The organism is Vibrio chagasii (assembly GCF_002954585.1).
Classification (GTDB): Bacteria; Pseudomonadota; Gammaproteobacteria; order Enterobacterales; family Vibrionaceae; genus Vibrio; species Vibrio chagasii_A.
Genome location: NZ_MSCI01000001.1, coordinates 157372 through 171787, shown reverse-complemented (window position 1 = coordinate 171787; position 14416 = coordinate 157372). Strand labels below are relative to the sequence as shown.

The following is a 14416-nucleotide window of genomic DNA, read 5'->3' as shown; positions in this document are numbered from 1 at the left end:
TTTACGCCCTCGCACTTAATGCTATTACGGGGGTGAGACGCGATGCTCGCCTTGCCGGAAAGTAAGACGCCAACAGCGCTAGAACGAGAGTCACCAATAATGACAAAGTAATGGAATCTCCCGTAATCACAGGAAAACCTAACCAATCCGGTAAATGCATAGACCCGAGCAGTGCGACCACCAAATAAGCCACCATTAAGCCAATTGCGGTGCCAACAGCCACCAATAACAAACCTTCAAGGATGAACTGGCTGAGTATGGATTTTTGCGTTGCGCCAATCGCCAAGCGTACACCGATTTCTCGCGTTCGCTCTGTCACAGAGAGGAACATAATATTTGCGACACCGAGCGCCCCAACGGCCATAGTCATTGCGCCACTTGCCCCAAGGAAGATTTGAATGCCTCGGAAAATACCCGTGATCACCGCTGCGCCCTCACTGAAGTCTGGCAGGTTAATCGCTTCTTTATCGGTCGGGTCAAAGTGTAATTGTTTGGCATAAAAGTTTACGATGGCTTGTCGGAATGCGTTGCTATCCATACTGTCGACAGGCTTGAGTAGCAGCATCCAGGGTTTAGCATCCCACAAATCAAGATACGTAGTATGAGGAATAAAAACTCTGCGGCTATCACCAAATGAAATGCCCGCATCTTCGTCTTTCATAATGCCGATCACCAAAAATGGAATGCCATTGACTTTGGTGGTTTGCCCGACGTGAATTCCCCCCATCCTAGCGACTTGATCCCCCAAAATCGCAACGCGGGTGTGGTTGGCAATATCACTGGGTGAAAGGTTACGCGAACCCGACTCCAACTTACGTTGAATCAACGAGAAGTAATGTGAATCAATGCCACTGACGAAGCTTGTCAGGTTTTGCCCTTTTTCATTGGTGACGTTCGCATCCCACTTGGCATAAACGCTAGATGCTTGTTTCACAAAACCCGATTGTTCGATCATATCGACCTTATCCTGCGGAATCTGGATCTCGCGTCTCAGGGGTAAGCCATGCCAAGGTTTGCTGGTGCTCGACGGAAATGCGACTTGCACATTGTTGACCATAAATGACAACTGCTGAGTTTGATGGCGATAAAAACCTTCACCCAGTGCAATCAACACCACAACTGAAATTACCCCCCAAGCAATAGCCACGATGGCCAGCATGCTCTTCACGCGATGCGCCATCAGTGTTTGCCATGTTTGCTGCAATACGGTCTGCTGTAATAAAGTTTGTTGCAATAGACGGGTCATGAGTTAAATGCTCGAGAGATCAGTGCCATGGTGTCATCATCTAACTTACCGGCGGTTTGCAACAAGCCGATACGCTGACGCCAGTAGTTGTACAGATTGTTTTGCAGGCTATTTTTCGCCTCAAACAAGCTGTTGTGCGCACTAATCACTTCCGAAACTTCTAACATACCGGCATCGTAAAGTTTCTCTTTGCTGCGCAACACTTTCTCGCGAGAAGTAACCAATTCGTCCGCCATCAAAACTTGGTTCCAGTTAATGTCGACTTGAGTAAATTGCTGAATCACACGCTTTTGGATGTCGATTTCGACTTTGCGTAAGTCTTGTTTTGCGCTGAAGGTATTGAGTGACGCTTCTTCCACTCTGGCACGCGTTGCGCCATTCAAGTCAATCGGTACACTGAGTGTAATGCCAGCGCTGAATTCACCGTCTTTACGTCGGCCATCATCGTTATACCCAACATTACCTTTCACCGTTGGGTAGTAGCCGCCTTGGGCTGAATCTTTGGCAAACTCGCTGGCTTTCACGTTCTGTGCTGCCACCAGCAACTCTGGGCTGCTATCTTTAGCAAGCTTTAACCATTGCTCTTGTGATTCCACCATCATTGGCGGTTGAACAAGGGAGTCTGTGCGAATTTGGTCAACGTCTTGGGGTACTTGGTTGATCAAAGCTGCTAGTTCTGCTCGTTTAACTTCTAAATCTGAGCGCGCATTCAAAATACCGGCTTTATCAGCAACTTGTGTCGCACGGATCTCTTCTACGTCCACCGATTTCACTTTACCTGCTCGGTAACGCTTCTCGATGATCTTCAGCAGTTTGTTGCCTTCTTCCAACTTGGATTGCGCCAACTGCAAATCACCTTGTGCACTCGCGACATCCAAATACGATGAAAGCAATCTTTTAGCTAGTTCATTGTGTGACTGAGTCAGCTCTAGCTGAGCTTTGATGTAGTTGGCATTGGCTTGATCCAAATCTGACCATAAGCTGCTGTCCCAAATAGTTTGAGAAAGCGATGCGCCATAACTGTTGGTGTTGTCTGTGGATTCATTCCAATTCGCGGATGCCGTGGCATTTAAACCGGGTAAGAGCGAACTGCGACTTGAATCGACACCTACTTCACCAAGTTGAACACCAATTTTGGCTTTCTCATAGTTCGGGTCATTTTGCTTCGCCTTTTGCCACGCTTGTTCAATCGAGATGGCATAGCTTGGTAAGCTAAGTGTGGCCACCAGAACCGCGCATCCGATTTTAGATAGGTTTCGATTAGCCATGTGCGGCTCCCATCATCATGCTGTTATCGATGATTTCTTCGTCTAGCTTAACGCCATCCAATACTTCTACGTTGATGCCATCCGACAGACCAAGCTTCACTTTTTGTTTGTGGAAACCTTGCTCTGAGCTATCTGGAATCAATACGTTTGGCGTATCGCCATCAAATTTCAGTGCTCGCTCTGGCAAGGTTAAGACGTTTTCGGATTTCTTCAGTGTTATTTGTGCAGTAGACGAAAAACCCGAACGCAGTAGGATTTCTTTCGGGATATTCAGTTCACCAACTTCGACTTCAAATCCGTTATCAAAGCTTTTTGCCGTCGCATTGCCTTCTGGCGAGTTAAGGTTTTCTGATTGGATTGCAACTTTGGTTAACACTCCGGAAATTTCCATATCAGGATAAGGCGCAACGGTAAGTAACACAGGCATGCCCGGAGTAAGCTGCGCTGCATCATGCTCGCTGACGCTGCCTTTGAAGATCAGGCTGTTCATGTCAGCCAGAGACATCATTTCTGTCGCCGCTTGGCTGGATTCAGTCGAGATAATTGGTTCACCCACTTCCACTTTGCGGTTTAATACCGTGCCATCAATTGGTGCATAAATAGTTGAAGTTAAACGGGCATTACCAATGGAAGCTTCACCACTGCGGATCAGTTCTAAGTTCTGACGCTTTTGCAGTACGTTCGCTTGAGCGGATTTCACTGCTGAGCGCGCGCTGACGTATTCATCATAGTTTTTAGGGATGATGTCTTGTTTAACCAAGCTTTCAAGGTTAGTCAGCTTTTGTTTAGCAGACTCCAAGTCGGCTTCGCTGCGCATGAGATCTGTCGATGCGTCGGTCAATGCTTGCGGCGTCGGGTTCGGGCGAACCTTAATCAATGCTTGGCCTTGCTTGACCTTCTCACCGACCTGCACGTACATCTCGCCCACGATGCCATCGATTTGCGACTTAATAGACACCGAGTGCGCAGGGACAATATTGCCGACCGCTACCGCTTGTTTTTCAATGGTTCCCTTTTCCACTGCCAGCGTTGGAAACGCCTCTGGTTGAGTGGAAGATTGCAGATAAAAATACGCACCGCCGCCAAGCAATGCAACGCTCACAGCAGAGACAAGCCAAATTTTTGCCATTATTGATACCGATTATTTTTGTGTAGTCTTGTGACCATCTTATGAACATAAAGTTCTAGAATCATATCGGCTTTAATGTCGCGAATTTGTAATATTTGGTATGGCTATGTCAGATAGCTATTGACAGTAAGTTCGATGGATAATTCAACAATTCGTATAAGTCTAAAAAATTGTCGGGCGTTGGGTGATTTGCTCAAATACATCGAGCTAAAGAAGAGGCAAATCGCTAAGTAAACAATCGCTAGTTAAACATCATCACGACTCATTTTACTTTTGCCAATTAATGAAACTGATTCACAAATCAAGTTAGATCACTCACAATTACTATTACGCTCACCGCTGACTCTTATGGATACTTATGGTCAACCCCAAACTCATCGCCCTACTTCCCGATCTTGCCTCATTTATCCTAGTGGTAAACGAAGGCAGTTTTACTGCGGCAGCCAAGCAACTAGGGGTAACGCCTTCTGCACTCAGCAAACTCATTACGCGTTTAGAGAAGGCACTGTCAGTAAAGCTTTTTGAGCGAACTACTCGTACGCTTATTATCACTCAGGCAGGTCAACTGGTTTACGATCAGAGCGTTGTCATGATTAACGCAGCACAGCAAGCGGTTGAATTATCGACCTCGGATCATACCGAGCCTTCTGGCTCACTCACTGTGGCTGCGCCAGAAGCGTTTTTGAACTCTGTACTTCAGCCTTTTGTGGTGCCATTTCTTAATCAGTATCCAGAGATTCAACTTAAACTGCGCGCTGCTGATGGTGATATCGACATACTACGCCAAGGTATCGATATTGCGTTTCGCCTTACCGATAAACCCGATGAGAGCTTAGTGCTAAAAGAGCTAGGTAAAACCAACTTAGTACTATGCGCTAGCCCTGATTATTTGGGTCACAAAGGGACGCCTTCCCACCCAACCGATCTGAGCCAGCACGATTGTCTGTACCTAGCAGAAACAGACAAAGACCACATTTGGGACTTTCTCAAAGACGATGAGTTTCACACCGTCTCCGTTAGTGGTCGATACGCAGTGAACCACTCTCAAATGCGACTGAAAGGCGTGAAAGAAGGTCTGGGGATTGGCATCTTCCATGACTTCGTGATTCAAGATGCGTTGGCAGAAGGCAGTGTTGTTCAAGTATTGAATGACTGGACCATCAAGAGTAACTATCACGGCGCTATAGCAATGCAGTTCGCACAAACCAAATACATGCCCGCCCGCCTTCGCGTGTTCATTGACTACGCGATGGAACACTTGGGTGACAAGTTAGCAGGGGAAATAAACTAATGCTAAAAGGAATCCACCACGCGGCAATCATCTGTTCCAATTACGAGTTATCGAAACGCTTTTACACTGAGATTTTGCAGCTGGAAGTAATTGCAGAGAATTACCGAGAAGCGCGACAGTCTTACAAACTTGATCTGGCATTACCCAATGGTTCTCAAATAGAGTTATTTAGCTTCCCTGATGCACCTGAAAGGCCTAGCTTTCCTGAAGCTCAAGGGTTAAGACATTTAGCCTTTTTCGTTGATGACGTTCAACTAGTAAAAAGTTATTTACAAGGACATGGAATCGACGTCGAACCGATTCGAGTTGATGAGTTTACAGGGAAGTCATTCACGTTTTTCGCAGACCCAGATGGCCTGCCGCTTGAGCTTTATGAAATATAGAGCTTTATCATAAATAGGCTGTAACAAATCTAAACTTTCCTGATCAATCAACTTCCCGCCAGAATACAAAACGGACCTTCTCAGGCTGAAAAGGTCCGTTTTCAGTTCAATTAGCTCAACGCCGTTTTGAACTTCTCAACACGTGAGAACAGTAGCCAATCCAATATCATAGCTGTGACAATCGTTGCTCCCGCGAGAGGAAATAGCACTGAAATCACAACAACACTCACCAAACCAGCTTTCCATAGGCCAGCATCACCAAACTTAGGTGGCGCGCCTAACTTACGTTGACCTGATGGTCTACGCATCCACCACATCACACCGCCGGTGACTGATACCACGATGAACGCCAAGCAGAACAAGGCGTTTAAAATCTTGTTGATAATACTAATATCACCTTGGTGTAGAGAAATACCGACCGCTAATGTCTTAGCGATGAAGTTGTAATCTTGCCAGGTCACTTCACCAAGGATACGACCTGAATATTGGTCTAGGTGCGTGGTACGATCTTGAGTTGGATCGATGATATCGCCGCCCATGGTGTTCGCTGTTACCGTATACACACCCGTTTCTGAACGTGGGAAGTTCACTTTGTACTGAGTGAAGCCAAGAGCTCGTGCTTTCTCAATGACATCATCAATGGCAAAGCTACTCGCAGACATAACATGCATAGAGTGGTCATCGCTCATCTTAGAGTGATCATGAGGTTCTGACACCTCTTCCACATGATGTACATGTTCGGCAGGCTTATCTTGAGACAACGGCAGTGGTGTCTGTTCCAAATTCCATGGCAGTTCTTCTTCTGAGCCATGGTTAAGCGATGTGTGTGTCTTATCAGACAGCGGAATATCATCCCACATTTGAGCAGGGAAAGTGCTCCATGCTTGCACTAACTTACCGCCCCAGAAGCCTGTCCACGCCAAACCAGACAGGATAAAGAGCAACAGAATAAGAGATAACGTGCCGCCTATGTTCGAATGCAGATCACGCATCAGTACGCGCGGGCCTGATGACACTCTCAACTTAAGAAAGCCTGCACGGCTCGCATTGTCTCTTGGCAACCATAGGTAAATGCCACTGATAAGCAACAGAATCGACAAGCTGATCGCCACTTCAATCAGGTAGTCTCCCCAATCGCCAATCAATAACGTGCCATGGATGTCATTCGCTAATTGATACGGGCTGTCGCTGCGAGGTACTTCACCAACAACTTCACCAGTGTATTGATTCACAGTTGCGAAAACAGATGTGCCATCTTCCAGAGAAACTGAAAATCGGTTCGCCAAATCAGGCGCTTTACTTGGTACAAACTGTGTCACTGAGCCTTGTGGATATTGATTTTGCACTGCCGCTAACTGCTGTGAAACCTTGATTGGTTCACCGGATACTGCAATTTCAACCGCCTCTTGATGAAAAGCCAGTTCGATCTCATCGTCAAACAACATCACTAAGCCAGTAATACTTAGCATCAGCATAAATGGGATAACGAACAGCCCAGCATAGAAATGCCAGCGCCAGGTGAGAAAGTAGAGAGTTTTATTGCGCTCTTTGCTTTGAATATCGGGTTTCGAATCGCTTGTTGCACTGCTTGTAGACTGCGAAGCCGCTTGTGCCTTCACAGTAGTTTGAGATTCATTTCTCAACATTATTATTTCCTTTGACATGCGCAAACGAACCTTCTGAAAAATCAGAAAGTCACTAAGGCATGTTTAACTTTACTTACTATTATATTTTTTAATTATTTTAATGAGTGAGGTTTAAGCAGTAACAAAGGGAGGGCCACGGGGTGCTTGTCTCGAGTAGCGTTCGCTTAGAGCCAAAAAAGCGTAGCTTTCTGAGACAATAAAACTCAGTCGAGTTGTGAGTAGTGTAGTTGGAAGTTCATCTTGGTGAAATGTGGAAAAATGGCTAAACGGACACGGCTTACCTTTATGAGTATTCGGCTCGCCCTCTTCGATTTGAACCAGTTCAAAGCCATTGACCGTACACAACGACGCCCACACTCCCGCACTATTACCATGAGCATTGATAACAGGCATTAATGTCACTAAAGCCCAGCTTAACGCAGTGGCGAGTAACATAGAGAGGTTGAACGAGGTTCGGCGCATTATTCCAAATCTTTTTAAATTTCCCTTATTATGAGGCACTTGTTATATAGGTAAACGTAAAGATCAACATCAGGTTAAAAAGTTGAAGCCAACGCACACTCTTTTTAGTTAAAAACTGGTTACGCGAATAGAACATAACCGATATTATTCATGTACGTGCACAGCTCCCGGCTAAAAAGCCACCAATAAAAAACGCCGCCTATATTTTCCAACAAAGGTAAATATAGGCGGCGTTTTAGAAATCGAATCTTGAGGTTTGGGCTTTGTTAACTGTCTAACAAGCGAACGCTCTTGATTAACTCATTAACCGAAGATCTTGCTCCAGATACTTGGGTTACGCTTCTCGTGGTACTCTTCACGAAGGCCATCAATCGTGCGCAGCTCTTGTTTTGCTGCCTCGAAATCACCTTGGTCTAGCTTCTGTTCAATGCTATCGATCGATAGACTGATCTTCTTGAAGCCTTCCATGAAGTTTTCTTCTTTCTCTACTGGGTACACACCTGTTTTTAGCTCTGCCACTAGCGTATCTAAACGAACGATAGGTTTTTGCATCTCTTCAATGCTTTGAGCTTCTACCGCTTGTTTGAATGCAAGCTTCATTTCTTGCATGTTTTTCTTAAGGTCAACGTTAGCAAATGCATTGCCAGACATTACTGCTGCAGCGATTAGGCCAGATAAAAGGATTGAGCGAGTTTTCATTGTTTCTCCAAGTGAAACTGTGACTTTGAAGATAGCGCCGTCATTATTGCAGCGCTTAGACTTTATTATTTTCCGGCTAGTGTATACAAAAATCCGTCAGGCACAAAAATTGATTGTGTCGAAATGCAAACCCGCCGACATTCTCTTAAACAAGCGCCGAGTATTCAGGGATTTCGTTGCGTCCACGTAACGCCAGAAACGATAAGAATTGCTGCGGTGAATGGGTAATCACCTTAGTCGAGTCAATGCCAACCTCATCAAGCAACGCAGACACAAGATCCAAGCCACCAACATCATTACAAAAATGAGCATCACTACCCGAAGTGATAAATGCCCCTTTTGCTTTTGCTATTCTCGCGATCTCGTAGCAACGGTCGACACTGCCCACACGGCTATTGCCTTTCAGGGTCGTGTTATTAATCTCGATAGCTACATTATGCTCTACCGCACATTGAATGACCGCTTCAAAGTCGAAATCAAAATTAGGATTACCCAAATGACCGAGTGCATCGACTCGACCACCTTTAATGACATTTAAGAGAGCCTCAGTATGAGCTACAGAATCTGACGGGAGGAATACAGGCTCATGAAAGCTCGCAATTACCCAATCTAAGTTCTTATCAACACTTGGGTGTATATCGATTTCCCCCTGAGTGTTCATAATGTTTGATTCAACGCCGCGAATAATCGCAACGCCTTCGATAAAGCGAGGAAGTACACGCTGATTGCTAAAGAACCAGTAGTGTGGAGCTCCCGGCATTGACTCTGAATGGTCAGTGGTACAGAACATAGCAAGGCCGTTTTGTTTTGCCGATTTAGCATTTTCAATCAATGTACTGTAGGCATGGCCACTGGCGTATGTATGGGTGTGAGTGTCTACCTTTAATTCCATAAATCAATGCCCTCTCTTGATATCTAAACTTTTCAGAAAATACACCTAAAGCCTCAGCTTGGAATCGAGTGCCTTATGGTATCAATAGAGCCAGTTTATCAGCACAAAGTGACAATTAGCACCTTAACCTAACGCTTTCTTGTAACTAATTGCCCAGTTACTACAGGGCAAACTGTCACCTCTACCTTCACCCAATATTCTCTCGGTTGGCTTCATAATCATGGCTACGTGCAAGCCTGATAATTGAGCCAATTTTTTGCAACCTACCCAAGTTCGTCAATACTTAAACCAGTTCACACGCTGGAGTGTTAGATGAGACGAAGACGTTATCCGCTGAGTATCCACATCACTAGCCTTTTCCTAATTTTGACAACGTTTGTCGGTGCAGTTTTGATATCAATAAGCTATCGGCATTCTCAAGAGTTGCTATTGGGAACCGTTCGCGAGGTCAGTAATGAGCACCGCGACAAGCTAGAGTCTGTTTTCAAACAAGCGATAGGCCCGGTTATTACCACATTGAATGTGATGGCGTTCAGTCCGTTTGTTAATCAGCAAAGTGCTTCCATCGAAAAGGAGTCTTGGCTGGCGTCGGTTGATATCATCTTCAAACAGAATACTAATTTGGTCGCGCTCTTCTATGGCTCGGAAGATGGCGATTTCAGGATCTTTCGCCCCTTAAGCACGAATAAACAAAGAGCCGAAAATAATGCCCCTGCCAAAGCGACCATGATGGTCAGTAGCACTAATTTGGATGGTGAGAACTTTATTACCTACCTCGATGGTGCGCATCAGGTCATCAGCACAGTTCAAAGCGAGAGTAAATTCAACCCAACAACTCGTACTTGGTATCGCAATGCAAAGCCGGATGGATCAATACACTTATCCGAGCCCTATCTTTTTTATTTTCTGAAAACCAATGGCATTACGCTGTCTAGACGTTCAGCCGATGGCAAACATGTGGTGGGTGCTGACTTCACGCTGAGTTCACTCTCTTCTCAGATCAGTGAGCTAGCTTATTCTCCGCAGACGAGACTCGCTCTATTTGACCAACACTTTAACCTTCTTGGTCAGCATCAACTTAATTTAACGACCTCGAATCTCACACTCGAGGCTAAAAATGCCAACACTGGTAATGGACAAAGCACAGGTAAGCTCTCTGGTAGTGAGCAAGAGCAAAGCTTCTTCAACATCCCTAAACGAGACCAAATGGAGGCGTTAAAAGCATCTGTTTTGGGCCCACTGATCTCAGATGAACAGAAATTTAATCTCGATCTAAAAAACGTAGAGTACAACCTGAACACATGGGCATTGACCTTAACTCCGGTTGAGCTCACCCAAAACGTGACTCTCTATTTGGCAGAAGCAACACCACACAATGAGCTACTTTCTGATCTTATTTCAATGCGTGACAAACAAGTCGCCGTCGCGATTGGGATGCTGTTTATCTGCTTTGGTATCGTGTGGCTAGTGGCTAATCGCCTGTCCCAGCCACTCAATACCTTGATGCAGCTTACCGATAACATCGCACGATTTGATTTCCGCCGTACTCATTATCCAAAGAGCATGATTAAAGAGGTCGCGAACCTCGCTCACTCCATTGAGTTGATGGAACACACGCTTCATGACTTGATCAACTTGCTGCGAGACACAGCAGGAAATCAAGAGTTCTCAATACTTGCCAAGAACATTGCCCATCAAAGCTATCTGATCACCAAGGCTGAAACCATTGTGCTGTTTACTCAATCAGAAGAGAAAGACGTGTTTGATACCGCGGCCAACCTAGCGATTATTCCCTTTAAGGCCGACATCAATGACTTCATCAAACATACACCTTGGTTACTGTGCAAACTCAAGTCAGGAGAGACCATCCACTTAAATCGAGAAGACAATGTGCTCAACTATTATCAAGACTCAATCTTCAACTCTGACCTATACCTCTTCCCGTTGTTGAACCGTGAAAAGCTGTTGGTTGGTATAGTGGCGATTGGCTATGAAAGGCCCATTACCAAAGCTCAAGCGGATAAACATGCCTTTTTAAGAGAGCTATTGAGCTTTGCGGAAATAGCCAAAGACAACATTGATCAAATGCAGCAACAGAAAGATATGCTCAACGCCTTTATCGAGCTAATAGCCTCTGCGATAGATACCAAGTCCCCCTACACTGGCGGTCACTGTCAGCGAGTACCCGAGCTAACCAAATGGTTAACCCAAGCGACTATAGATGACGACCGTTATTACCCTCAGTTCTCTCTGGACAGCAAACAGTGGGAAGAGTTGATGTTAGCTGCGTGGTTGCATGACTGCGGGAAAGTCACCACACCTGAGTATGTGGTAGACAAAGCAACCAAGCTCGAGACCATTTACGACCGAATCCACGAAGTTCGCATGCGATTTGAGCTACTTAAACAGCAAGCTGAAACCGACTATTGGAAAGCGATGACGAATGGTGGTCTTCAAGAAGAGCAACTACAGATCCTCGAGCAAACCCTATCAACTCTCGATGAGGAGTTTGCCTTCGTTGCCCAGTGCAATCTTGGCGGCGAATCAATAACACAAGAACAGCTAGAACGATTGGACCAAATAGCTAAGCGTCAATGGAAACGAACGTTAGACGACCAGCTTGGAATATCTTGGGCTGAAAAAGAGAGATACGAGTCGTGGCAGAAATCGTCGCAATCTGCCGATGCTGCACCAGATAACAGTGAACAGACATTACCAGTAATGGAACCACTGCTTGCAGATAAACCAGAGCACAAAATCCCATGGGATAACGGCTTTAATCCAGCAGAATTGTGGCAAGAAGAGTTCGTTCTTAAGCCAGGAGAAGTCAAATACAACCAAGGCGAACTGCATAATTTAAAGGTCAATCGTGGCACTCTCAACGAAGAGGAGCGCTTCATGATTAATGATCATATCATTCAGACCTTCACCATGTTAAACAAGCTCCCTTACCCATCTTACCTACAAAACATTCCTGAAATCGCCAGTGGCCATCATGAACGCATCGATGGTAAGGGCTACCCTAGAGGGTTAAGCGAAGACCAGTTACCTCTACCGTCGAGAGCCATGGCAATTGCAGATGTGTTTGAAGCTCTAACTTCGAGCGATCGTCCGTATAAAAAAGGCAAGCTGCTCAGTGAATCGCTCAATATCATGACCGACATGGCCACCAGCGGTCATATCGATCCCAAACTCTATTTACTGTTTCTAGAAAACAAAATCTACGACAACTACGCCGAGCAATTCCTTGAACCAAACCAACGATGCGAGGTTGATGAAACGAAACATATCGATAAAGTAAAAGAGTACATACGCTCACTTTTTTAAACCGTTTCTGACAACGTTTAACGCTTAACTATTGCTTGTAGATCGAGCACAGAATCCGCTTTTGAGGTGCTCACAGGCGTCGCTTTTCGGGAGTTACTATGCTTTTTCGCTAACAAGGTGTTTGTGATGCTCGCAGCGACAATCAGATTAATACCGACCAACTGCTGAGTAGAAAATACATCATCAAAAAACACACCTTGCCACAGTGCACTAAACAACATGTTGGTGAAAATTAACGGAGCCAGTTGAGAACCACTTTCTGTAAGCTTGTAAGCCTTTGAACGGAAGATCTGTGTATTAACAGTACATAACGCCAATCCAAATGCACCTATTCCAATCCAGCCGATTTGGTCAATCGTCTTTAAAGTATTAAGAATACTTGAGTCTGCTTGCACTCCAGAAGTGCCTTTTATTGAGGTGAATACCAACATTGGGATAACCAATATTGCCGCAACCAAGAATGTCCAAGCATTGAGCTCTGCAGGCGTGAGACTGGTTTTAGAAGCGCGATACAAACTCACTTGTGACGCTGAGTTGAATACTCCAGCCAACAAACCGAGCAGCAATTCAGGTCTCAAGAACTCAGAGCCAAATTTAAACTGCGACCAATCTCCTGCCATCATCACAACACCAACAAAGGTTACCGCTAAACAAAATATGGTTGTTGTATGAATCTTGGTCCCAAACATTAATTTTTCTAACAAAGGAATGAATAGCGGCCCAGTACTAAACAGCACCACACCTTCCAAAAGCGTCAAAGTTTGTAACGACGTAAGAAAACACCACTGACATGCCACCATGAATATCGCCCGCATGACCAATGGCTTCCACATACTTCCTGCCGGCCTGCTGATTTTAGAGAAGATAAGAAATAAGAATAAGAGCAAACTAGGTAAGAAAAAACGCATGAAGCTTAGTAATGAAATAGGCATCGCTTCCGATAGATACTTCGCCACTAAACCGCTTAAAGACAAACTGAATGTAGACAACAACATGAAAGTCGTCGCCTTGGTAATATCAGACATAATTATCACCTCCTATGCTATCTATTTTAGAAGCGTGACGTCATTAAAAATAGCGAGTAATATTAACCATAACTGTAAGGAAAACTTACCAATGAAAAAGCTCGTTCCACTTAAATCCGTTTATGCTTTCATTGCTGTTGCAGAAACTGGCAGCATGACCGATGCCGCTCGTGTACTGTATGTCAGCCACTCTGCAGTAAGCCAAGCCATTAAATCTTTAGAGCAACAGGTCAATAGGCCGCTGTTTCAGCGAGTAGGTCGTCGCGTTGTCCTTAATGCCGCAGGTAAACGTTATTACCGCAAGGTCGCTCCTGCATTGGAACAGGTGATAGAGGCGACTGAAGAGCTAGCAAGGACGCCCAATGACCATCGCATCACCCTCAATATGGTGAATTCGCTTGCAATGCATTGGTGGATCCCCCGCGTCCCCGACTTTCAAGCTTTCGCTCCGTCACTTGATATTCGTATTTCAACACTAACGGGCCCTTTCGATATCGAACAAGAAGGGGTTGATATTGCTCTTGTGCATGGCAAACCGAATGAGTGGGAGCAGTACTACAGCGAAAAACTAGGCGATGATGATCTGGTGCTGGTGTGTAGCCCTACGCTACTTGCGAACAATAAAGAGTTAAGTGTCATTGAGCTTGTCGAACAGAACCCTACCATTGGTGTTTTTAACCCAAGGCGCAAACACGACTGGCAAGTATGGTGCGACCATTATCAAGTCCCTATGCCCAGTTTCCACAGTAATCTAACGTTTGATGTATCGATTCAAGCAGTACAAGCCGCTATTCGTTCACTTGGCGTATTAGTCACCCATCGCTTGTTTGTAAAAGATGACATCAGCCACGGTGTGCTGGTAGAGCTTGGCGAGCCAGTCGCTAACCCACACCAAGATTTCTATTTTGTTTGCCCAAAAAACAAGTTAAAACAAGAAAGTGTGCTACAACTGAGAACATGGTTAAGACATGAATTTGCCAATTCAGACATGACGCTTAACGATCGAACACAAGAAGAGAATAACGATAACATCCAATAGAACCGTTAC

At 45.1% G+C, this 14416-nt stretch carries 12 protein-coding genes; 4 read left to right on the top strand and 8 right to left on the bottom strand.

Annotation, left to right across the window (positions count from 1 at the left end; translation table 11 throughout):
- Position 1 precedes the first annotated feature (1 nt).
- Genes BTO10_RS00795 through BTO10_RS00785 form a run of 3 tightly spaced genes read right to left on the bottom strand, consistent with a single transcriptional unit; the run spans position 2 to position 3643 of the window.
- Positions 2 to 1246, bottom strand: a complete 1245-nt coding sequence (locus tag BTO10_RS00795; protein ID WP_105023210.1) for an ABC transporter permease — start codon at positions 1244 to 1246, stop codon at positions 2 to 4.
- The gene (locus BTO10_RS00790) at positions 1243 to 2514 is read right to left on the bottom strand and encodes a TolC family protein (RefSeq protein ID WP_105023209.1); all 1272 of its coding nucleotides are present in this window, start codon (positions 2512 to 2514) and stop codon (positions 1243 to 1245) included. The genes BTO10_RS00795 and BTO10_RS00790 overlap by 4 nt, the downstream gene beginning before the upstream one ends.
- Positions 2507 to 3643 carry an efflux RND transporter periplasmic adaptor subunit gene (locus BTO10_RS00785; RefSeq protein WP_105023208.1) on the bottom strand — a complete coding sequence of 379 codons (1137 nt, stop codon included), beginning with the start codon at positions 3641 to 3643 and terminating at the stop codon, positions 2507 to 2509. Before BTO10_RS00785 ends, BTO10_RS00790 begins: the two co-directional genes overlap by 8 nt.
- A gap of 358 nt (positions 3644 to 4001) precedes the next feature.
- On the opposite strand from BTO10_RS00785, the gene BTO10_RS00780 reads away from it, so the two are divergent.
- Together BTO10_RS00780 and gloA2 are read left to right on the top strand one after the other, a co-directional pair.
- On the top strand, positions 4002 to 4934 hold the full coding sequence (locus tag BTO10_RS00780; RefSeq protein WP_004742441.1) for a LysR family transcriptional regulator: 933 nt from the start codon (positions 4002 to 4004) through the stop codon (positions 4932 to 4934).
- Positions 4934 to 5317, top strand: coding sequence for an SMU1112c/YaeR family gloxylase I-like metalloprotein (gene gloA2 / locus BTO10_RS00775; protein ID WP_004742440.1), 384 nt, complete (start codon positions 4934 to 4936; stop codon positions 5315 to 5317). The genes BTO10_RS00780 and gloA2 overlap by 1 nt, the downstream gene beginning before the upstream one ends.
- Positions 5318 to 5427: 110 nt before the next feature.
- Here gloA2 and BTO10_RS00770 read toward each other — a convergent pair whose 3' ends face one another.
- The 4 genes from BTO10_RS00770 to BTO10_RS00755 form a co-directional block, all read right to left on the bottom strand.
- Positions 5428 to 6963 carry a PepSY-associated TM helix domain-containing protein gene (locus BTO10_RS00770; RefSeq protein ID WP_105023207.1) on the bottom strand — a complete coding sequence of 512 codons (1536 nt, stop codon included), beginning with the start codon at positions 6961 to 6963 and terminating at the stop codon, positions 5428 to 5430.
- A gap of 111 nt (positions 6964 to 7074) precedes the next feature.
- On the bottom strand, positions 7075 to 7425 hold the full coding sequence (locus BTO10_RS00765; RefSeq protein WP_105023206.1) for a hypothetical protein: 351 nt from the start codon (positions 7423 to 7425) through the stop codon (positions 7075 to 7077).
- A 303-nt stretch (positions 7426 to 7728) separates the two neighbouring features.
- The gene (locus tag BTO10_RS00760; protein WP_105023205.1) at positions 7729 to 8124 is read right to left on the bottom strand and encodes a cytochrome b562; all 396 of its coding nucleotides are present in this window, start codon (positions 8122 to 8124) and stop codon (positions 7729 to 7731) included.
- A 145-nt stretch (positions 8125 to 8269) separates the two neighbouring features.
- A complete protein-coding gene (locus BTO10_RS00755) occupies positions 8270 to 9016 on the bottom strand; it encodes a phosphatase (protein ID WP_004742436.1) in 747 nt (248 codons plus the stop codon).
- A gap of 312 nt (positions 9017 to 9328) precedes the next feature.
- Here BTO10_RS00755 and BTO10_RS00750 point away from each other — a divergent pair, with 312 nt between their 5' ends.
- Complete coding sequence (locus BTO10_RS00750) at positions 9329 to 12343, top strand: HD domain-containing phosphohydrolase (protein ID WP_105023204.1); 3015 nt, start codon at positions 9329 to 9331, stop codon at positions 12341 to 12343.
- Positions 12344 to 12360: 17 nt separating this feature from the next.
- Here the strand turns inward: BTO10_RS00750 and BTO10_RS00745 are convergent, their stop codons facing one another.
- Positions 12361 to 13368 (bottom strand): DMT family transporter, encoded by a 1008-nt coding sequence (locus BTO10_RS00745; protein ID WP_105023203.1) that lies wholly within the window; start codon positions 13366 to 13368, stop codon positions 12361 to 12363.
- Between the two features lie 91 nt (positions 13369 to 13459).
- Between BTO10_RS00745 and BTO10_RS00740 the strand changes: the two genes are divergently transcribed.
- On the top strand, positions 13460 to 14407 hold the full coding sequence (locus tag BTO10_RS00740) for a LysR substrate-binding domain-containing protein (protein ID WP_105023202.1): 948 nt from the start codon (positions 13460 to 13462) through the stop codon (positions 14405 to 14407).
- Positions 14408 to 14416 lie beyond the last annotated feature (9 nt).